At 36.7% G+C, this 20,224-nt stretch carries 19 protein-coding genes and 2 tRNA genes; 4 read left to right on the top strand and 17 right to left on the bottom strand.

Annotated elements, in window-relative coordinates:
- Position 1: 1 nt before the first annotated feature.
- The 4 genes from ACFFHK_RS09070 to ACFFHK_RS09055 all read right to left on the bottom strand — a co-directional run bounded on the left by ACFFHK_RS09070 (position 2) and on the right by ACFFHK_RS09055 (position 2,980).
- Positions 2-880 carry an ATP-binding cassette domain-containing protein gene (locus ACFFHK_RS09070; RefSeq protein WP_382371662.1) on the bottom strand — a complete coding sequence of 293 codons (879 nt, stop codon included), beginning with the start codon at positions 878-880 and terminating at the stop codon, positions 2-4.
- Positions 868-1,761: a metal ABC transporter substrate-binding protein gene (locus tag ACFFHK_RS09065; RefSeq protein WP_382371660.1), complete on the bottom strand. Its 894-nt coding sequence runs from the start codon at positions 1,759-1,761 to the stop codon at positions 868-870. The genes ACFFHK_RS09070 and ACFFHK_RS09065 overlap by 13 nt, the downstream gene beginning before the upstream one ends.
- 86 nt (positions 1,762-1,847) lie before the next feature.
- Entirely contained in the window at positions 1,848-2,183 is a 336-nt protein-coding gene (locus tag ACFFHK_RS09060) for a TusE/DsrC/DsvC family sulfur relay protein (RefSeq protein ID WP_382371658.1), read from the bottom strand.
- 134 nt (positions 2,184-2,317) lie between these two features.
- Entirely contained in the window at positions 2,318-2,980 is a 663-nt protein-coding gene (locus ACFFHK_RS09055) for a Bax inhibitor-1 family protein (RefSeq protein WP_382371656.1), read from the bottom strand.
- 212 nt (positions 2,981-3,192) lie between these two features.
- On the opposite strand from ACFFHK_RS09055, the gene ACFFHK_RS09050 reads away from it, so the two are divergent.
- Positions 3,193-3,282 (top strand) — tRNA-Ser (locus ACFFHK_RS09050).
- Between the two features lie 8 nt (positions 3,283-3,290).
- Here the strand turns inward: ACFFHK_RS09050 and ACFFHK_RS09045 are convergent.
- A complete protein-coding gene (locus tag ACFFHK_RS09045; protein WP_382371654.1) occupies positions 3,291-3,851 on the bottom strand; it encodes a TorD/DmsD family molecular chaperone in 561 nt (186 codons plus the stop codon).
- A 104-nt stretch (positions 3,852-3,955) separates the two neighbouring features.
- Between ACFFHK_RS09045 and nfo the strand changes: the two genes are divergently transcribed.
- Both nfo and ACFFHK_RS09035 read left to right on the top strand, forming a co-directional pair.
- Complete coding sequence (gene nfo, locus ACFFHK_RS09040) at positions 3,956-4,801, top strand: deoxyribonuclease IV (protein WP_382371652.1); 846 nt, start codon at positions 3,956-3,958, stop codon at positions 4,799-4,801.
- Between the two features lie 143 nt (positions 4,802-4,944).
- Positions 4,945-5,436: an NlpC/P60 family protein gene (locus ACFFHK_RS09035; protein WP_382371650.1), complete on the top strand. Its 492-nt coding sequence runs from the start codon at positions 4,945-4,947 to the stop codon at positions 5,434-5,436.
- Positions 5,437-5,622: 186 nt separating this feature from the next.
- Here the strand turns inward: ACFFHK_RS09035 and brnQ are convergent, their stop codons facing one another.
- The 7 genes from brnQ to ACFFHK_RS09000 all read right to left on the bottom strand — a co-directional run bounded on the left by brnQ (position 5,623) and on the right by ACFFHK_RS09000 (position 14,717).
- Positions 5,623-6,930, bottom strand: a complete 1,308-nt coding sequence (gene brnQ, locus ACFFHK_RS09030) for a branched-chain amino acid transport system II carrier protein (RefSeq protein ID WP_382371648.1) — start codon at positions 6,928-6,930, stop codon at positions 5,623-5,625.
- A 289-nt stretch (positions 6,931-7,219) separates the two neighbouring features.
- Positions 7,220-9,022: an AMP-dependent synthetase/ligase gene (locus ACFFHK_RS09025; protein ID WP_382371646.1), complete on the bottom strand. Its 1,803-nt coding sequence runs from the start codon at positions 9,020-9,022 to the stop codon at positions 7,220-7,222.
- 149 nt (positions 9,023-9,171) lie between these two features.
- Positions 9,172-10,149, bottom strand: a complete 978-nt coding sequence (gene oppF / locus ACFFHK_RS09020) for a murein tripeptide/oligopeptide ABC transporter ATP binding protein OppF (protein WP_382371645.1) — start codon at positions 10,147-10,149, stop codon at positions 9,172-9,174.
- On the bottom strand, positions 10,146-11,144 hold the full coding sequence (locus ACFFHK_RS09015) for an ABC transporter ATP-binding protein (protein ID WP_382371643.1): 999 nt from the start codon (positions 11,142-11,144) through the stop codon (positions 10,146-10,148). Before ACFFHK_RS09015 ends, oppF begins: the two co-directional genes overlap by 4 nt.
- 10 nt (positions 11,145-11,154) lie before the next feature.
- Positions 11,155-12,066 (bottom strand): oligopeptide ABC transporter permease OppC, encoded by a 912-nt coding sequence (gene oppC, locus ACFFHK_RS09010; protein WP_382371641.1) that lies wholly within the window; start codon positions 12,064-12,066, stop codon positions 11,155-11,157.
- Positions 12,067-12,084: 18 nt separating this feature from the next.
- Complete coding sequence (oppB, locus tag ACFFHK_RS09005) at positions 12,085-13,005, bottom strand: oligopeptide ABC transporter permease OppB (RefSeq protein ID WP_382371639.1); 921 nt, start codon at positions 13,003-13,005, stop codon at positions 12,085-12,087.
- Positions 13,006-13,076: 71 nt separating this feature from the next.
- Positions 13,077-14,717, bottom strand: a complete 1,641-nt coding sequence (locus ACFFHK_RS09000) for an ABC transporter substrate-binding protein (protein WP_382371637.1) — start codon at positions 14,715-14,717, stop codon at positions 13,077-13,079.
- Positions 14,718-15,000: 283 nt separating this feature from the next.
- Between ACFFHK_RS09000 and selD the strand changes: the two genes are divergently transcribed.
- Positions 15,001-16,086, top strand: a complete 1,086-nt coding sequence (selD, locus tag ACFFHK_RS08995; protein ID WP_382371635.1) for a selenide, water dikinase SelD — start codon at positions 15,001-15,003, stop codon at positions 16,084-16,086.
- A 184-nt stretch (positions 16,087-16,270) separates the two neighbouring features.
- Here selD and ACFFHK_RS08990 read toward each other — a convergent pair.
- The 5 genes from ACFFHK_RS08990 to serB all read right to left on the bottom strand — a co-directional run bounded on the left by ACFFHK_RS08990 (position 16,271) and on the right by serB (position 20,210).
- A tRNA-Ile gene (locus ACFFHK_RS08990) sits at positions 16,271-16,347 on the bottom strand.
- Between the two features lie 140 nt (positions 16,348-16,487).
- Positions 16,488-18,503, bottom strand: a complete 2,016-nt coding sequence (ligA, locus tag ACFFHK_RS08985) for an NAD-dependent DNA ligase LigA (protein WP_382371633.1) — start codon at positions 18,501-18,503, stop codon at positions 16,488-16,490.
- An 88-nt stretch (positions 18,504-18,591) separates the two neighbouring features.
- Positions 18,592-18,765, bottom strand: coding sequence for a DUF5363 family protein (locus ACFFHK_RS08980; RefSeq protein WP_382371631.1), 174 nt, complete (start codon positions 18,763-18,765; stop codon positions 18,592-18,594).
- 15 nt (positions 18,766-18,780) lie between these two features.
- Positions 18,781-19,272, bottom strand: coding sequence for a YajQ family cyclic di-GMP-binding protein (locus tag ACFFHK_RS08975; RefSeq protein WP_382371629.1), 492 nt, complete (start codon positions 19,270-19,272; stop codon positions 18,781-18,783).
- 11 nt (positions 19,273-19,283) lie between these two features.
- The gene (gene serB, locus ACFFHK_RS08970; protein WP_382371627.1) at positions 19,284-20,210 is read right to left on the bottom strand and encodes a phosphoserine phosphatase; all 927 of its coding nucleotides are present in this window, start codon (positions 20,208-20,210) and stop codon (positions 19,284-19,286) included.
- Positions 20,211-20,224: the final 14 nt, after the last annotated feature.

Raw genomic sequence — 20,224 nt, 5'->3', positions numbered from 1 at the left:
CTTATTGCTCCTTATACGGTTTTACTAAAGTTGCAGGTGGTTCGTTTTTCGTTTTACCATAAAATACGGCAGCCTTTTCATCATCTGTCAATACCGTAACCGCTCGTTCGTCGCCATCTTCATGCAGAGTTTCACTATGCAATTTGATATGACGCAGCACGCCACTAAACACTTTCTCTAAATTTTCTTGCGTAAAGGTTGAATTTGTCGCACCACTTGCAATAACAGTACGATTAATCATGACCACTTGATCACAAAAATCTGGCACACTACCCAAATTATGGGTTGAAACTAAAATCAAACAGCCCTCTTCTCGCAATTTTTGTAACAAATCAATAATTGCCAGTTCTGTTTGTACATCAACGCCTGTAAAAGGTTCGTCTAACAGAATAATCTTACTTTGCTGCGCTAATGCGCGAGCTAAAAATACCCGTTTTTTTTGTCCACCAGACAACTCACCAATTTGTCGATCTTGCAGATGAGTAATATCCACTCGTGCCATCGCTTGCGCAACAATAGCTTTATCTGTTGATTTTGGTATTCGCAGAAAATTCATATGCGCATAACGACCTTGCATCACAACGTCATAAACCGAAATCGGAAACTGCCAATCAACCTCTTCACTTTGCGGTACATACGCGACTAAATGTTGTTTTAATGCCTGTTTCACAGAGATACCACAAAGTTTAATCTCTCCTTGCTGCGGGGTAATTAACCCCATAACACTTTTAAATAGGGTAGATTTTCCACTCCCATTGACACCAATTAAGCCACAAATCGTACCGCCTAATAGCTGAAATGACATATTATGGATTGCAGTATGTCCATTGTTATAACGTACACTGATATCATCAACCAATAAAGAAGCTACTCTCTCCATGACTGTTCAAACCCTCTCGCTATGGTATCGACCGTTGTCGATAATAATGTTAAATAGGTCGGTACTGGTCCTGTTTGTGTCGATAAGGAATCAACATACAACACGCCACCATATTTAGCCCCTGTTTCTTTCGCTACTTGTTTTGCGGGTTTATCCGAAATCGTACTTTCACTAAATATGACTGGGATCTGATATTGTTTGACTTGTTCTATAACGTGTCGAATTTGTTGCGGGGTACCTTGCTGTTCTGCATTGATTGGCCAAAGATATAATTCCTTAAATTGATACGCTTTGGCTAAATAACTAAAGGCGCCCTCGCTAGTAACTAACCAACGTTTTTCCGCAGGAATACTCGCCAATTTAGCTTGAATCTGTCTATCCAACGCCATCAATTTTGCTTGATATTGTTCCGCATTATGGTTATACATTTCGGCATGAATGGGGTCATATTTCACTAATGCTTGACGGATATTTTCCACATAAACCATCACATTTTTTGGCGACATCCACGCATGAGGATTGGGAATACCTTTATATGGTCCTGCATAAATAGAAACAGGTGTTACTCCCTCACTTACCACAACACTGGGTACATTTTTAGGTAATGTGCTAAAAAAACGAGTAAACCATTGTTCCAAATGCAAACCATTCCATAAAATAAGATCCGCATCTTGCGCTTTAACAATATCTTTTGGCGTAGGTTGGTAATTATGAATTTCTGCACCAGGTTTCGTGATAGATTCAACAACCGCACTATCACCTGCTACATTTTGTGCGATATCTTGAATAATCGTAAAGGTAGTAATTACTTTAAACGGTTTAGCTAAACTTAGTGTAGAAATACAAAATAGACAAAGTATCAGCAAATATTTTTTTAACATATTCTTTCTCAATAGACTAAGCAAATCACCTAAAGTTTAGCTTATTTTTTACACAAAGTAAATGAGAATTATTCTCAAAAAATAACTTATAAGCATTTTGCAGGTTTTGGTAACCCCGCCAATTTTGTTGCTTGTTTGGCAGGTCCCTCTGGAAATAAACGTTGTAAATAGCGGCTATTTCCTTTCTCTTCACCCAATTTTTGTGCCATTGCCTTAACTAACATTCTAATTGCTGGCGATGTTTTATATTCTTGATAAAAATCACGCACAAAATAAATCACTTCCCAATGTGCCTCTGTTAAAACTAATTGCTCTTTCTCTGCAATGACGTTTACTAATTCAGGACACCATTCTGCACTATTCAATAGATAGCCTTGTGCATCGACTTCAATCTGTTTTCCATTAAACTCAATGTATTGCATAAGCACCTCAAATTTTAAGCAATAGCTATTGTACAAAACTCTTCTTAATACAATGAAATAAAATTACCTATCGTTATAATTAATAAAATAAAAAACCGCACCATAAGATGCGGTTTTTAAGCAATGAAAACATATTAATCACGACTTGCCGAAAGAATATTAAGCAAGCTAACAAAAATGTTATAAAGTGAAACATAAATACTGACGGTCGCACGAATATAATTGGTTTCGCCACCATGGATAATATTGCTCGTTTCTAATAAAATTGCACCACTTGAGAAAATAATAAATAACGCACTAAGTGCTAAATGTAATGCTGGAATATTTAAAAAGATACTCGCAATCATTCCCACGACTAACACAATAAATAACGAAAACATCATGCCAGACAGAAATGACATATCTTTTTTGGTGGTTAATACATAAGCAGAACAAGCAAAGAAAACCAGTGCAGTTCCCGCTAAAGCGGTAACCACGATATCACCTAATCCTTGGCTTACATAGACATTTAAAATTGGACCTAAGGTATAGCCTAAAAAGCCTGTAAACGCGAAAGTAGCTAAAATTCCTAATCCACTATTCGCTAATTTATGGGTTAAAAATAACAAACCATAAAAGCCAACCAACATCACAATTAAACCTGGGTGAGGCAGATTGAATGCCATAGAAAGATAAGCAGTGAGTGAAGAAAATGCGATGGTTAACGCTAATAAAAAATAAGTATTACGTAGCACACGATTTGTACTTAGAATAGAAACCGAACTTTCTCGCGTATCAATCACAATTTTTGGTTGCATATTTTTAATATCTCCTAAACTAGAAAAATAACTTAATAACGGTAATAATTTATCCTAACAATGTCAATATTCACGCTGAGAAAAATAGTAAAAAGTGCAAAAAAACAACATAAGGTTTAAAAAGTGAGCTATTGCGCCGAAATTTACATTTTTCTATTTACTGCTATCACAAACTGTACTATATTGCTCACCGCTAAAACAACTATCTCTGCGGAGGAATGGTCGAGTGGTTGAAGGCACCGGTCTTGAAAACCGGCGAGGATTTACGTCCTCCAAGAGTTCGAATCTCTTTTCCTCCGCCATTTCTTTTTTATTCTTGTATTTCCTCTTCTAACTCATCAGCCATAGCAGCTAATAAATCACGACAAAGTTGTGCGATACTACGGTAGAATGTGGTTTTTGCGTGAGCTTCAATTTGTCCGAGAAAACGTCCCATACAAGGCAAAAGAAAATCTTGAAATAACCTCTGTTGAGCTTCGATTGAGCCTGTTTGATCTTCAATCCAAGAAGAGGTTAATAATAATAGTGCAACATGATCTGCATTCTCTACATCTGGCATAGCTCGTTCGTGGCGAAATTGCAGAAAATCTTCTAATCCAATCCCATAGCCAGATAAATTAAAATCTACAGATGCTTGTAAATGTTGATAATCTTCTACAAGTTGTTCTAAAGTCCAATTAACAGCTAAATTCTTCATTGCCACTTCGCTTTGCTGATCTAAGACTAATGCCCAAACAGAACGCACACCATCTTGTTTTATCCACTGTAACGCTGGTGCTAATACTGGATCTTGTGGTTGGCGATAAAAAATATTGCCAAATAATCGGCAAATTAAAGAAAAGTTATTAATTTCAATAGGTTGTTTACTCATATATTTTTACTATCTCAATAATAATCAATAAAAGTATGAAGAAAGGTGCTAAGTTTACTATAATTCCCATTTTTCAATAAGCGGTTTCGTGGAGAAGAGGAAAAATGAAATTTATCGGAGCTCATGTTAGCGCATCAGGTGGTGTAGAAAATGCTGTGTTGCGTGCCGTAGAAATTAATGCCAATGCTTTTGCACTATTTACAAAAAATCAACGTCAATGGAAAGCACCAGCGTTAAAAGCAGAAACAGTTCAAAAATTTAAAACATTCTGTAAGCAATATCACTTTTCACCAGAACAGATATTACCGCATGATAGTTATTTGATTAATCTTGGACACCCAACTACTGAAGGGCTAGAAAAATCACGTACTGCATTTATTGATGAAATGCAACGTTGTGATCAACTTGGCTTAAAATTGCTCAATCTCCACCCAGGTAGCCATTTACAACAAATTCCAGAAATAGATTGTTTAAAACGTATTGCAGAATCAATCAATATTGCACATGAACAAGTGCCAAATGTGGTTGCTGTTATTGAGAATACGGCAGGACAAGGCTCTAATTTAGGTTGGCACTTTGAACATTTAGCAGAAATTATTACTCATATTAAAGATAAATCGAGAGTTGGCGTTTGTTTAGATACCTGTCATACCTTTTCTGCTGGTTATGATATATCAACATTAACCGCCTGCGAATATACATTTGAGCAATTTGCCAATACGGTTGGGTTTCAATATTTGCGTGGAATGCATCTCAATGGCTCAAAAACGCCTCTTGGTAGTCGTGTCGATCGCCATGATTGCTTGCAAGCAGGAACAATCGGTACAGATGTTTTCGCTTATATTATGCAAGACTCACGTTTTGATAATATACCTTTAATTTTAGAAACTATTAATCCAACCATTTGGAAAGATGAAATTTCTTGGTTACGTTCATTAGAAAAATGTTAAAACTTTTGCACAAAGTTTGGACTAAATCACAAAAATAGGTTCTTATGGCGTTTTTTAATAAAAATAACTAGCCAAAAAGAGCCTTTTTAGATAGCATTTCCAATCTTTTAAAAATTTTAATTATCTAACTTAATTTTTGAGTCATGTTTTATCGAATTTTTGTTCCAGTATGCTTTCTGTTTTTAACGGCGTGTAGCAATTTATCTCACACGCAGCAAACAACTTCATCTAATCATGATGTCTCCACTCTCAAAACAAATGCAACTGAACGTAAAATTATTAATAAAAAATTAAATAACTTTTATCAAGAATGGGCTGGAGTTCGTTATAAATTAGGCGGCACAGGTAAAAATGGTATTGATTGTTCTGCTTTTGTGCAGACTGCATTTGCAGAAAAATTCCATATCAAATTGCCGCGCAGCACTTCAGGACAAAAATCATCAGGTCATCAAATTAAAAAAAGTCAATTAAAACAAGGGGATTTGGTCTTTTTTAGAAAAAATCGTCATGTTGGAATTTACTTAGGAAATGATTTATTTATCCACTCTAGTACTAGCCAAGGCGTTACAATTAGTTCTTTAAATGAAAATTATTGGATCAGAACTTATACGCAGTCTAGACGAGTTTTAAATTAACTTTTTTATTACAGTTATTTATAACTGGAATTTTTTTCTTTACTCAATACTTTCTTATCTAATTAGGCATTACACACGTCATTATTCCGTTATATTCATAACACTCAATACAAATAAAAATAATGGCAATAACCATAAAAGATTATTGCCATAAAAAAGCTTTGTAAGAAAACAGGAATTTGTTAACTATTCAGCCTTCTTATCCTTTAACTTCCCCAAAATAATTGTCAATAATAACATTGCTAATGCGGGTAATAACCAAGTTAATCCCTCTTGATAGAATGGGAAACGTTGCAAGATTTGCTCAATCGTTGTCGGTAATAAATTCATATTTTTCAAGCTATCACATAAACTAAATAACGTTGTTAAAGCAATAGTAGCATTATAGCTTAAACCAATATTAGGTAATTTTTTACGCAATAATTGCAACACCACTAACATGATCGCGACTGGGTAGATCAATAATAATGCAGGAATAGTAACACGCAATAAGGTATCCAACCCAGTTTCTGAAATAATAATTGTGGCAATCGTAAATACAACAACGAAGAATGCGTAATTTAAACGATGATGGAACTGCGAAAAATAGTCAGCACACGCACTGGTTACGCCAACTAATGTGGTTAAATTCGCTAACATTACAATACCACTCATAATCCATACACCTGGCATAGAAAATAATGCGTTGATATAACGAGAGAAAATTTGTCCACCATTTGTTGATGTCGCCGCAACCATATCACCCGTTGCACCTAAGTAAAATAAGCATACATACAAGCCACTTAATAATATAACTGAAGTTGTACCTGCTGCTAAAGTATAGTGAACAATCGTTTTACTTTCCGTAACGTTATTTACCGCAAATGCGCGTGCGACAATTCCACCAAATGCCATCGCAGAAAGTACGTCCATAGTTTGATAACCACCAACCATGCCTGTTACTAATGCTGAACCTTCCGCATAGTTATGTGAAGGAGATACAATTTCAGATAATGGCGTATAAATCACACCAATACCAACAATAATTAATAACACTAATAAAATTGGTGCCATAAATTTACCGATAGTTGAGATCATCGTGCTACGTCCAAGCATAAATCCCATACCAATTAAATTAAAAATAACAGCAAATATAATATGTGAATTTTCACCGTTATAGATATTCAACGGTAACCATGCCATTTCATACGCCACATTTGTTACACGAGGCATAGCAAACGTTGAGCCTATAATTAAATAAAGAATTGACCAGAACACAACACCAACCCAACGAGGTAAATCAAGAGAAAGCGCTTCTCCACGACCACGTACAGTTACTACAATTAAAGTAATAAATGGCATAAAAACACCGGTAAGAATAAAGCCTAAAGCAGCCCATAACCAGCTTGTTCCAGCATGATACCCTTCCATAGGTGGAAAAATAATATTTCCCGCTCCAAGAAAGAGGGAAAAAATCATCATACCTAAAACTAAAATATCTTTTCTTGCTAACATTATTTTTTTCCTACTGAAAATATTTTCAAAGAGGCAAAGTTTATCTAGATCAGACATTAAATAGAAGTAAAACATACGCTTTTTACTCTCTTTTTTAGAGAAATTAAACAAAATCTACATTTTTCAGCAAAAATTTAACCATTTTGTTAGTTTTAACGAAATATAGGTTATGATAAATCAATAAATATCTTGCTTTAGTAAAAAAATGAAAGAAATGAAGACACAATAACTTAATAAAAAAATAGCTTAACCCTTATTAGAGAATTAAGCTATTTTTGCTCAATATTGATTACTGATACATCTTATCAATTAACTTACGATAACGCTCTAAGATAACTTTACGGCGTAATTTCAACGTTGGTGTAATTTCACCTAATTCCGTTGAAAAAGCTTGTGGCAATAATGTAAATCGCTTAACTTTTTCAAAGCTTTGTAATTCTTTTTGCAACTCATTAATTCGCTTCTCAAACATCGTAAGAATAGAAGTATTTTTTATTAAATCCAAACGATTTTGATACTGAATATTGAGTTTTTTCGCATACTCTTCTAATGTATCAAAGCACGGCACCACTAACGCTGAAACATATTTACGTGCATCGGCAATCACGGCAATTTGTTCAATCAACTTATCTTGCAAGAATTTTCCTTCCACTAACTGAGGTGCGATATATTTTCCAGTCGAGGTTTTCATTAGCTCTTTAATTCGATCTGTCATAAATAGATTGCCTTGCGCATCAAGATAACCCGCATCACCTGTTTTTAAAAATCCATCTACAGTAAAACTTTTCGCCGTTTCTTCTGGATTTTTATAATAACCTCGCATCACACCGCCACCTTTGACCAGAATTTCATTTTCTTCGCCAATTTTCACGGTAGTCCCCGTCATCACCTGACCAATCGAATTAGAATCAAAATCAAAATCTGACCAACAAGAGACGGTTGCAGTAGTTTCCGTCATACCATAACCGAGTTTGATATTGACACCTATCGTATGGAAAAAACGTCCAATTTGTGGTTCTAGTTTAGCGCCTCCACATGGCATCATACGAATGCGTCCACCAAGAAGATGACGTAATTTTTTAAATACCAAACGCTCAGCAACATTATGAAACGGTTGTAACCAAATCGGCAATGGCTGTTGTTGCTGTTTATAATGTAATGCCAACTTACCAATACGTAACGCACTATTAAAAATTTGGCGACGTAACCAAGGTGCTTGTTTTACTTTATCATATACCGCAGCATAAATTTTTTCATAGAAACGCGGCACTGCACACATTAAGGTTGGCTTGACCGCAACTAATGCTTGTTTGATCTGTTGCGGATCAGATAAGTAAACATTTACCGTACCTTGTGATAACACATACGCTACCCAAGCACGTTCAAAAATATGTGATAACGGTAAAAATGATAAAGAAACATCTTTCTCATCAATTTGCATTAATGTTTGTTTATGAGTAACTAATTGATGAGCTAGATTATGATAATCCAGCATTACCCCTTTTGGCTCACCTGTTGTTCCAGAGGTATAAATTAGCGTAAACAGATCTGACATTGATTTTGTCGCTAAACGTTGTTGTAACTCCGTTTGCCACTCATTTCTAGCAGAAGAGACAAAAGTTTGCCAATCTACTCCTATCTCTGCTCCACGCAAATCTAATGGCTGCATCGCGACAATTTTTTCTAGATGAGGGCACTTAGGCACAATCGATAATGCCACATCATACTCTTTCTGATTCCCAACAAATAACACCTTCATATCAGAGTGATTCACAATATATTCTGTTTGGTAAGCATTATTCGTTGCAAAAATTGGCACAGTTACACCACGAATCTGTAATACCGCAAAATCCGCAATCGTCCATTCAGGCATATTTTGTGCAAAAATACCGACTTTATCTTGTACCTGTAAACCAAGTGCTAACAACGCTAAAGAGAGCTGCTCACTTTGTTGACGAAAACTTTTCCAAGAAATATCGTGCAATTTATGGTGTTCATCAAAATAACGAAGTGCAGTTTTTTGGGCAAGTCGTTCACTTTGTTGGTAAATTGTCTCCACGAAATGAACTAATGATTCAGAATGGTTTAGCATTGTTAATGCGTTTCCTTATTTATTTTTCAGCTAACATTTGTACGCAAATATACCATTCTTATTAAAAAAATCCAGTGCTTTTCTACCTTCAAAAAGCAAATGCCTACTGAATTATCAGTAGGCATCTTATTTTGTGATTTAGCTCACATTTATACCTTGAAACACGCAACCAAATGTTGTGGTTCGCCAACTAGCTTTGGCTTCGTCAAGGTACATTCTGTATCAGCTAACAAACACCTTGTGCGAAAGACACAACCTGATGGTGGATTAATGGGTGAGGGTAAATCTCCCTCTAATAGTTGAATCTTCTTACCTTTTTCCAAGTCAGGATCAGGAATTGGCACTGCTGACATCAACGCTTTAGTGTATGGGTGTTTTGTTTCATGATACACCTTATCGTAAGTTCCTAGCTCCACCGCATTCCCTAAATACATGACAAGAACACGATCAGAGATATGTTTTACTACCGCTAAATCATGAGCAATAAAAATCAATGATACGCCCATCTCTTTCTGCAATGATTTTAATAAATTTACGACCTGTGCTTGAATAGATACATCAAGCGCGGATACTGGTTCATCACAAATAATAAGTTTTGGTTCAATAATTAATGCACGCGCAATCCCAATCCGTTGGCATTGTCCACCTGAAAACTCATGCGGATAACGATTAATTAAGTTTGGTAATAACCCCACTTTTAACATCATCGCTTGCACGCGTTCTTTTACTTCTTCTGCCGATAATTCAGGGAAATAAATTTTCAGCGGCTCAGCAATAATATTACCAATCGTCATTCGTGGGTTTAAAGAAGCCAATGGATCTTGGAAAATCATCTGAATATCTTTGCGAGTACCGTGCCATTCTTTATCAGATTGACTACTTAAATTTTTCCCTAGCCATAAGATATTTCCCCCCGCAGATTTTACTAAGCCTATAATCGCTCGCGCCAAAGTTGATTTACCACAACCTGACTCACCTACGACACCAAGCGTTTCGCCTTCATATAGTTTAAATGACACATGATTAACGGCTTTTAAAGTTTGCTTCTTTTTAAAGAATAGACCTTCATTACCTTGTACGGCAAAATGCACACTAAGATCATCGACTTCTAATAATAATTTTTTCATTCTACTTTTCCTCTTAGTATCATTTCTTCGGCACTCATAAAACACGCACGTAAGCGGTTATTCTCAAAACGAGTTAACGCTGGTGTTTCCAAACACTGTTCAGTAGCAAACTGACAACGAGGCTGGAATGGACAACCTGTTGGCAGATGTAATAAGTTTGGTGGATTACCTGGAATCGTAATTAATTGTTCCTCTTCGGTATCTAAACGTGGTACCGCATTAATCAAACCAATGGAATAGGGGTGGGTTGGCTTATAGAATATTTCTTTAGCGGAACCATATTCCATCGTACGTCCAGCATACATTACTAATACCTGATCACAACTTCCAGCTACTACCCCTAAATCGTGTGTAATCATAATAATCGCAGTATTAAATTCCCGTTTAAGATCATTTAATAACGCCATAATTTGTGCTTGCACTGTAACATCAAGTGCCGTCGTCGGTTCATCTGCAATCAATAATTTTGGACGACATAACAACGCCATTGCAATCATCACTCGCTGCCGCATTCCTCCAGAAAACTCATGAGGATACATATTCATTCGTTTACGCGCCTCTGGCATCTTCACAGCATCAAGCATTTTGACGGACTCTTCAAACGCCTGTTTGCGATCATAACCTTTATGTAAAATCAGGACTTCCATTAATTGTTCACCAATCTTCATATATGGATTTAATGAGGTCATTGGATCTTGGAAAATCATCGCAATTTGTTCTGCACGCAAATGGTTTAATTGCGATTCTGGTAAACCTAAAATTTCTTCACCATTAAAACGTGCTGATCCTGAAGTTTTACCATTATCGGCTAATAATCCCATTAGCGCAAAAGCGGTTTGCGATTTTCCTGAACCAGACTCCCCTACAATCCCTAAGGTTTCACCTGCACTCAAAGTAAAGGTTAAATTATTTACCGCCGTTACTTCACCATCTGGCGTTTTAAAAGTTACTCGTAAATCTTGGACATCAAGGAGAGGTTGTTTTTCATTTTTCATATTACTCACCTTATCGATCTTTTGGATCAAGTGCATCACGCAAACCATCACCAATAAAGTTAAAACAGAACAGTGTGATTACCAAAAAGAGTGCTGGAAAAATCAATAACCATGGTGCAGCTTCCATTGATTTAGAACCATCATTTAATAATGCTCCCCAACTACTCAATGGTTCTTGTGTGCCCAAGCCTAAGAAACTTAAAAAAGATTCAAACAGAATCATTCCAGGCACTAATAATGACGCATACACCACCACAACACCAAGTACATTTGGGACAATATGCCGCCACACAATTTGACGGGAAGAAACGCCACATACGATCGCCGCTTCAATAAATTCTTTGCGTTTTAAGCTTAATGTTTGTCCACGCACAATCCGAGCCATATCTAACCAAGATACCATACCGATTGCGACAAAGATCAATAAGATATTTTGCCCAAAGAAAGTAACTAACAAAATAACAAAGAACATAAACGGAAAAGAATAGAGAATCTCTAAAATACGCATTAATACAGCATCAGTTTTTCCGCCGATATAACCTGCTGTTGCACCATAGAGCGTTCCTACTAAAACGGCAATCAATGCCCCCGCAACACCAACTAATAGAGAAATACGCCCTCCAATCGCTAAGCGAACTAATAGATCTCGCCCAGATGAATCTGTACCAAAATAGTGCATTGATGCAAAATCAGGTGGATTGGTCATCACAGCCCAATCCGTATCATCGTAACTAAAAGGCATTAGCATTGGTGCAAATATTACAAATAACACAATAAAAAAGAGAATAATAAGACTGGCGACAGCTGCTTTATTACGGAAAAAACGACGACGAGCATCTTGCCATAAGCTACGTCCATCAACGGTTTCTAATTGTTCGCCCAATTTTTGCATTAGGGCTTGATTTTCTTTCGGTTTTAACATCTTATTTCTTCCCCACCCTTAATAGCGAATTTTTGGATCAATCACCGCATATAAAATATCGACAATCGCATTGAACACGATAGTTAATGTCCCCACTAAAATCGTCAAACTTAATACTAATGAATAATCCCGATTCAATGCCCCATTCACAAATAGTTGTCCAATACCTGGTAAGACAAAAATACTTTCAATGACCATTGAACCTGTAATAATCCCTACAAAAGCAGGGCCCATATAAGAAATCACAGGCAATAATGCTGGACGCAAAGCATGTTTCAAAACAATACGGCGCATGGGTAAACCTTTGGCTTTAGCAGTACGAATAAAATTAGAATGCAACACTTCAATCATTGAACTGCGCATAATTCTTGCAATACTCGCAATATAAGAAAGCGATAAGGCAGCCATTGGCATTAACATATAGATAAATTGCCCATTATTCCAACCACCTGATGGTAACCATTGCAAAATGATTGAGAAAATCAACACCAATAATGGTGCCACCACAAAACTCGGTACCACTATCCCCGTCATTGCAAAGGTCATTATCAAATAATCAAGCCATTTATTTTGCTTTAAAGCAGCAATTACTCCTGCAGAAATACCAAAAAATAACGCTAATAAAAATGCAGAAAAACCAAGTTTTAAAGAAACAGGAAAGGAGTCAGCCACTAATTGATTAACGGTATAATCTTTATATTTAAATGATGGACCAAAATCACCATGAGCAAGATCCTTTAAATAAATCCCATATTGAACTAATAAAGGCTCATTCAAATGATATTTAGCCTCAATATTCGCAATCACTTCTGGTGGATAATTTTTTTCACTGGAAAATGGACTACCTGGCGCAAGTCGCATCATAAAAAATGAAACCGTAATTAAAATAAATAATGTTGGGATCGCCTCTAAAATACGGCGAAAAATTAATTTAAACATATACATATCCCACAGAATTTGGCAAAAAGTCCCAATCCATAGAGAATATGGATTGGGTGAACAAAAAATAATTAATGTTTAATGATATAAACATCTTTTAAGTAATAATTTTGACTTGGGTGAGCATCAGCAAAACCTTTCACCCACGGTTTAATTAAGCGAGGCTGGACGTAATGATAAACGGGTACCATCGCAGTATCTTTGTCTAATTGTTCCTCAGCTTTCGCATAAACTTCCGCACGCTCGGCATCAGTTTGTACTTTAAACGCTGACGCAATTAAATCATCATACACTTTACTCTTATAGAACGCTGTATTATTGGCACTATTGGATAAATAGTAATTCAAGAAAGTACTTGCTTCATTGTAATCAGCACACCAACCTGCTCTTGCCATTTGGAAATTACCTTGATGACGAGAATCTAGGTAGGTTTTCCACTCTTGGTTCTCAAGATTAATATTGACAATACCTTGTAGATTCTTTTTCCAGATAGATTGTGCCGCAATCGCCAGTTTTTTATGATTATCTGAGGTGTTATATAACAAATTAAAAGTTAATGGTTTTGATTTGTCATAACCTGCTTCTTTTAACAATTTAATCGCTTCTTCATTACGTTTATTTTGCTCCCAATTTGCCCATTCTGGATTTTTCATCTGCTCTGCACCATTGATAAATGGTGGAGTGAAGATATAGGCTGGAGTTTGACCTTGTTGTAAGATCTTATCAGTAATAATATTACGATCTAACGCTAAAGAAAGTGCACGGCGAACTTTTTCATTATCAAACGGGGCTTTCGCAGTATTCAATTCATATAAGTAAGTACAAAGCAACGGCGAAATATGTAATTCATTAGGTAATTCTTTTTTAACTTTAGCAAATAATTCGATTGGAATTTCTTTCCCCGTCATATCTTCATCACCTGCACGATAACGTGCAATATCTGTTGCAGAAGATTCAATTGGTAATAGTGTTACTTTATTGAGTACGGTTCTTGCATTATCCCAATAATGTGGATTGCGTTCTAACACCGCTTTTTCATTTATTACCATTGATTTTAAAACAAATGCACCATTCCCTACGATATTTTCTGGTGCAGTCCATTTATCCCCAAACTTTTCTACCACGTTTGGATTCACTGGGGATAACACATAATGTTCCACTAATTTATCTACATATGGCACAGATTCCGTTAAATGTAAAACTAAAGTATGATCATCTGCTGCTTTGATACCTAACTCTGTTACTGGTGCTTTACCAGCAATCACTTTATCGGCATTGGCTAATTTAAGAAAATCTAAGTAAGTTGAATAAGGAGAAGCTGTTTTTGGATCAGCTAAACGTTGCCAAGCATAAACAAAGTCGCCAGCAACAACAGGATCACCATTTGACCATTTTGCTTCAGAACGAAGATGGAATGTCCATGTTTTAAAATCTTCACTATGTTCCCACGAAGTTGCCACACCTGGCAAAATATGCCCTTTTTCATCTGACGTTACTAAGGTTTCAAATAATTGATGTGCATAATTTCCTTCCACATCACCTTCCATTTTCTGTGGATCTAATGTTGCTGGATTCGCACTAATATTCCAGACAAGTTCTTGTTTATCCGCTAATTGTGTTCCTGCTGGCACATTCGCCGCCATCACCCCAGTTGCAGCAACGCCTAAGCTCATAGCAAGGACCAACAAAGATTTTTTAAATGTTTTTTGCATACTTCACTCCTTAAAAATTTAATTATTTCTTCTACCAAAAATGTAGAATTGCTTTAATTAATAAATTAAATCTTGCTATTTGTAAATAAGCTAACCAGACATTCCTAATACTTTCGTTATTTTTGTTTGCATTTTAGGATAACTTAACCGCCTCCCATTCCACCTCAAATATAAATTCTAAATAATTTATTCACTTTAGCTAAAAAGTATGATCAAAATTGTTTTTTACCCCAGTTAACATGTTAAGCTATAAAAAATTTTAGTGAAAACGGAGTGAACACTTATGACAAATCACGCACATAGCAATATTGATTTTGAAAATACCGTTGCCGATGTAATCCGCTTAACCCAATACAGCCATGGTGCAGGTTGCGGTTGTAAAATCTCACCAAAAGTACTGGAAAGCATCTTACACACTGAAATGGAAAAGTTTATCGATCCTCACCTTCTCGTTGGCAATGAAAGTAAAGATGATGCCGCGGTGTATGATATTGGTCATGGTATGGGCATTATCAGCACAACTGATTTCTTTATGCCGATTGTTGATGATCCTTTTACTTTTGGACAAATTGCGGCGACGAATGCAATTAGTGATATTTTTGCAATGGGTGGCAAGCCAATCATGGCAATCGCAATCTTAGGTTTTCCAATTAAATTACTCCCACCAGAAATTGCTAGACGCATTGTTGAAGGGGGACGTCAGGCCTGTAAAGAAGCAGGTATTTCACTTGCTGGAGGGCATTCCATTGATTCCCCTGAGCCTATTTTTGGACTTGCTGTAACAGGAATTATTCCTATTGAAAAAGTGAAAAAAAATAATTCAGCACACGCTGGTTGTGAACTATTTCTCACTAAACCACTCGGTATCGGTATCTTAACTACCGCCGAGAAAAAAGGCAAACTCAAAGCCGAACACCAAGGTTTAGCCGCAAAAGTGATGTGTCAAATGAATAAAATTGGTGCAACATTTTCTGAACTTAAAGGTGTTACCGCAATGACTGATGTAACAGGATTTGGCTTGTTAGGGCATCTGATCGAAATATGCGAGGGCTCAAATGTTAGCGCAGAAGTTGATTATTCCAAAATTAAAACGCTAGATGGCGTTTTTGATTATATTGAAAAAGGTTGTATTCCTGGTGGTACAGAACGTAACTTTGATAGTTACGGTCATAAAGTCAGTGCATTAACCGCTCAACAAAAAGCTGTACTTTGTGATCCACAAACTTCAGGTGGATTACTGGTTGCTATTACGCCTGAAAGTAAAACTGAATTATTTGAACTTGCTAAACAAACAAAAATTGAACTTATTCCTGTTGGGCGTTTACTTGAAAAATCAGCTGATCAAACTATTCTTGTTACTGTAAAATAAAGAGAAAACAACAAAATAGATCCTTTTAAAAATCGCCCTTTTTGAAAAAGGATTTTTATAAGGGATCTATTATGCACGAACGCAGAAAAACAGATAAAAATCTTTAAAAAACACTAAAAATTTAAGTTAAATCAATGAATTGTAATCATTTAGGAATGTTGACGAACGTGTAAGAAGTGTTTTATGGTGCCCCCAACAGGACTTGAACCTGTGACCAATCGATTATGAGTCGACTGCTCTGACCGACTGAGCTATGGGGGCAGCGGGTAAAACGGGACGATTATAGACAAAGATTGTGGTGAAGTCTAGTTTCATGATACTCTTCGTAATTATTTGCATAAATTTCGCACATTCTCTTGCTAGCTCAATAACGCTTATATCCATTATTGAGCTATTTTAATCTATGAATGCAATATCGCTAAAAACTGTTGTTCTGAAAGCACATCAATACCTAAACTTTCAGCTTTTTGTAGCTTAGAACCTGCATTATCGCCTGCAATAACAAAATCTGTTTTACTTGATACACTTCCTGTTACTTTACAACCAAGCTGTAACAATCTCGCTTTCGCTTCATCACGTGTCATTTGCGTTAGGGTACCAGTTAATACAACCGTTTTATCTTTTAATGGATTATCTTGAATTGCTGCTGTAGGAGCGACATCTTCCCATACAACACCTTGTTGTATAAGCTGATCAACCACATTGCGGTTATGCTCTTCTTGCCAGAAAAGTAAAATCCGATTTGCCACCACTTCGCCAATATCTTGTACTTCTAGGAGTTGTTCTAGAGAGGCTTTTTGGATATTTTCCAATGTATGAAAGTGATTAGCGAGGTTGCGAGCCGTCGCTTCGCCTACCTCACGAATACCTAAAGCAAAGAGGAAACGAGCTAATGTTGTTTGTTTGGCTTTTTCGATACTGGCTAACGCATTTTCTGCAGATTTTTCCCCCATGCGTTCTAAGCCCATTAAGGTTTCTTTACTTAAGCGGAAAATATCTGCTGGCGTATGTAAATATTCTTTATCAACTAATTGTTCAATTAACTTAGCACCAACCCCATCAATATCCATTGCTTTGCGAGAGACAAAATGTTTTAAGCCCTCTTTACGTTGCGCCTCACACACTAAACCACCAGTACAACGTGCCACCGCTTCGCCATCAATTCTGACAATCGCCGAATCACAAACTGGGCAACGATGCGGAAAAACAATTGGTTTGGCATTTTCGGGACGACGCTCTTGGACAACACCAATAATTTGTGGAATAACATCACCAGCACGGCGAATAATCACGGTATCACCAATCGCAATATCTAGGCGAGCAATCTCATCACCATTATGCAATGTGGCATTACTCACCGTTACCCCAGCAACGTAAACAGATTCTAACTTGGCAACCGGCGTAATTGCTCCTGTACGCCCCACTTGGAACTCCACATCTTTTAAAACAGTGAGTTCTTCTTGAGCTGGAAATTTATAAGCAATCGCCCAACGAGGTGCCTTTGAAATAAAACCTAACTGTTCCTGTAAGGCTATATCGTTCACTTTTAGTACAGTACCATCAATATCATAGCCAAGTTGACTGCGTTTTTCGGCAATTACACGATAAAAATCTAAGACTTCTGCTGAACCATTGCATAAACGAATCTCTTTATTGACTGGCATACCAATACTTTTCAGCCATTGCAAACGATCGTAATGCGTAGTCGGTAATTCAACACCCTCAGCAATGCCAATTCCATAAGCATTCAACATTAATGGGCGATGATAAGTAACTTGAGGATCAAGTTGACGGAGTGAACCTGCTGCGGCGTTACGTGGATTCGCAAAGGTTTTCTCTCCATGCGCCAGCGCATGACGATTTAATTTTTCAAAGCCATCATGTGGCATAAAGACTTCCCCACGTACTTCTAAACGAGCTGGGGGATTGTCTGTACGGAGTTGTAACGGAATATTACGAATCGTACGAATATTAGCAGTAATATCTTCACCAGTGATGCCATCGCCTCGCGTAGCTGCTTGCGTAAGTTTTCCATCTACATAAAGAATGCTAACAGCTAAACCATCGAGTTTCGGTTCACAACAGAAAGTAAATGGCGCTGGCAATACAGTTAAACGATCTTCAATACGGCGCATAAAAGCAAAAAATTCTTCGTCAGAAAAAGCATTATCTAACGAAAGCATTGGGATTTCATGTTTAATTTGCTGAAATCCATTATCTGGTTTTGCACCGACACGCTGCGTTGGTGAATCAGCAGTAATCAGTTCTGGGTACTCTGCTTCGAGATGTTTTAATTGCTTCATTAAGCGATCATATTCTGCATCAGGAATGACAGGATTATCTAAAACATGGTATTGATATTCGTGGTAACGTAATTGATTACGCAATTCTTCAAGTTTCTGTTGTAAATCATTCATAATTGATGAGATAAAAATTAGTATCAAAAAAAGAAAACAGTTAATCGGCAACAAACCGATTAACTGAACTTCAGGTCCTACTCGTTATTTATACATTTTGATCTTTGGTATTATTCTTGTTAACGAGCTCTGGATCTTGTTTATAAATCGGCACACAACTACGACAAGCGCCTTGATCCACACCTAATTCTTTACAAAAATCATCATATTTTTTAAGCAATTTTTTAAATAAACCAGGTTGTTTTTGTTTCTCTTGTGTCATTGTATGCCCCTTCACTTAGTCGCGGAAGTTATTAAATTGAAAAGGTTGCCCTAATTCTGCACTTTTAACTAATTGAATAACACTTTGTAAATCATCTCTCGATTTACCTGTTACACGGACTTTATCACCTTGAATTTGCGTTTGAACTTTTAATTTAGAATCTTTAACTAATTTCGTCATTTTTTTGGCTAATTCCGTTTCAATACCTTGTTTAATTTTGATCTCTTTGGCATAAATTTTGCCACTATGCTCATAGTTGCTTGGAATCTCAAGCGATGTTGGTTCAATATTTCGTTTTTGCATGGCATTACGCAAAATGTCAATTAATTGTTCAAGTTGGAAATCTGATTCAGTCGCAACTTTGATCGTTTCATTTTTTTCATTTAATTCAATCGTAGCAGTAACATTGCGGAAATCCCAACGATTACTTAAATCACGATTAGCATTATCTACCGCATTTTTGACTTCATGCATCGTAATTTCAGAAACAATATCAAATGAAGGCATAATTTTCCTCGTTATTTTTGTTGTTGAAAATAAAAATCTTGTTGATTAGCACTGAGGATACACAATAGTGCAGTTAGGTCGGCAAAGTTTACCATAGTTTGCGCTTGTTGTTGTACTTTTGGTTTCGCATGATATGCTACGCCTAACCCCGCAGCTTGCATCATCAATAAATCATTCGCCCCATCGCCAATCGCAATACATTGTGAAATCGCAATGTGATGTTGCTGTGCTAATTGTTGCAATACATTGGCTTTATATTGCGCATCAACAATGTCGCCCTCAACTTCCCCCGTTAAGAAGTCATCTTGAATTTGAAAGCGATTCGCATAAACAGCAATCAACCCAAATTTTTGTTGCAACACTTCAGCAAAATAAGTAAATCCGCCCGAAGCAATCGCCACTTTCCAACCTAATTTTTGTAACTCAGCTAACGTTCTTTCCAAACCAGACATAATAGGTAGATGATTGCGAACCTGATCTAAAATTGTAGCTGGTGCACCTTTTAAGGTTGCTACTCGGCGCCTTAAACTTTGTTTAAAATCTAATTCACCACGCATTGCGCTTTCTGTAATAGCTGCGACCATTTCTCCTGTTCCTGCTAGCTTTGCTACTTCATCAATACATTCAATTTCAATCGCCGTGGAATCCATATCCATCACCAATAGTCCTGCTTGCTCAAGTAATGGGGTTGTAGTGAGTTGGAAAAAATCAAATTCGCATTGATGAGCAAGAGAAAGATATTGTTGTGGTGTTGGGTGTTGCAATAAAATGCAGTGATAGTCAAAAATGTCCCATTCTGCCAGTACTATAACTTGTTCTGCTTGTTGACAAAACTGGGTTAATTTTTGTGCGGTGAAATTTTTAGTATAGAGAAGAAAACGAGGTAAATCTGGTTGATATTGCGTTGGCTTTGGTAAAACAGAAAATAGCGTTTGCATAAAAAAACCTTGTT

The organism is Gallibacterium trehalosifermentans, assembly GCF_042433055.1.
GTDB lineage: Bacteria > Pseudomonadota > Gammaproteobacteria > Enterobacterales > Pasteurellaceae > Gallibacterium > Gallibacterium trehalosifermentans.
This window is presented reverse-complemented; position numbering and strand designations above follow the sequence as displayed.

Excerpts from the sequence above, each read along its gene's own strand:
- ACFFHK_RS09070 (WP_382371662.1), bottom strand. The coding sequence starts at position 880 with ATGGAGAGAGTAGCTTCTTTATTGGTTGATGATATCAGTGTACGTTAT.
- ACFFHK_RS09065 (WP_382371660.1), bottom strand. The coding sequence starts at position 1,761 with ATGTTAAAAAAATATTTGCTGATACTTTGTCTATTTTGTATTTCTACA.
- ACFFHK_RS09060 (WP_382371658.1), bottom strand. The coding sequence starts at position 2,183 with ATGCAATACATTGAGTTTAATGGAAAACAGATTGAAGTCGATGCACAA.
- ACFFHK_RS09055 (WP_382371656.1), bottom strand. The coding sequence starts at position 2,980 with ATGCAACCAAAAATTGTGATTGATACGCGAGAAAGTTCGGTTTCTATT.
- ACFFHK_RS09045 (WP_382371654.1), bottom strand. The coding sequence starts at position 3,851 with ATGAGTAAACAACCTATTGAAATTAATAACTTTTCTTTAATTTGCCGA.
- nfo (WP_382371652.1), top strand. The coding sequence starts at position 3,956 with ATGAAATTTATCGGAGCTCATGTTAGCGCATCAGGTGGTGTAGAAAAT.
- ACFFHK_RS09035 (WP_382371650.1), top strand. The coding sequence starts at position 4,945 with ATGTTTTATCGAATTTTTGTTCCAGTATGCTTTCTGTTTTTAACGGCG.
- brnQ (WP_382371648.1), bottom strand. The coding sequence starts at position 6,930 with ATGTTAGCAAGAAAAGATATTTTAGTTTTAGGTATGATGATTTTTTCC.
- ACFFHK_RS09025 (WP_382371646.1), bottom strand. The coding sequence starts at position 9,022 with ATGCTAAACCATTCTGAATCATTAGTTCATTTCGTGGAGACAATTTAC.
- oppF (WP_382371645.1), bottom strand. The coding sequence starts at position 10,149 with ATGAAAAAATTATTATTAGAAGTCGATGATCTTAGTGTGCATTTTGCC.
- ACFFHK_RS09015 (WP_382371643.1), bottom strand. The coding sequence starts at position 11,144 with ATGAAAAATGAAAAACAACCTCTCCTTGATGTCCAAGATTTACGAGTA.
- oppC (WP_382371641.1), bottom strand. The coding sequence starts at position 12,066 with ATGTTAAAACCGAAAGAAAATCAAGCCCTAATGCAAAAATTGGGCGAA.
- oppB (WP_382371639.1), bottom strand. The coding sequence starts at position 13,005 with ATGTTTAAATTAATTTTTCGCCGTATTTTAGAGGCGATCCCAACATTA.
- ACFFHK_RS09000 (WP_382371637.1), bottom strand. The coding sequence starts at position 14,717 with ATGCAAAAAACATTTAAAAAATCTTTGTTGGTCCTTGCTATGAGCTTA.
- selD (WP_382371635.1), top strand. The coding sequence starts at position 15,001 with ATGACAAATCACGCACATAGCAATATTGATTTTGAAAATACCGTTGCC.
- ligA (WP_382371633.1), bottom strand. The coding sequence starts at position 18,503 with ATGAATGATTTACAACAGAAACTTGAAGAATTGCGTAATCAATTACGT.
- ACFFHK_RS08980 (WP_382371631.1), bottom strand. The coding sequence starts at position 18,765 with ATGACACAAGAGAAACAAAAACAACCTGGTTTATTTAAAAAATTGCTT.
- ACFFHK_RS08975 (WP_382371629.1), bottom strand. The coding sequence starts at position 19,272 with ATGCCTTCATTTGATATTGTTTCTGAAATTACGATGCATGAAGTCAAA.
- serB (WP_382371627.1), bottom strand. The coding sequence starts at position 20,210 with ATGCAAACGCTATTTTCTGTTTTACCAAAGCCAACGCAATATCAACCA.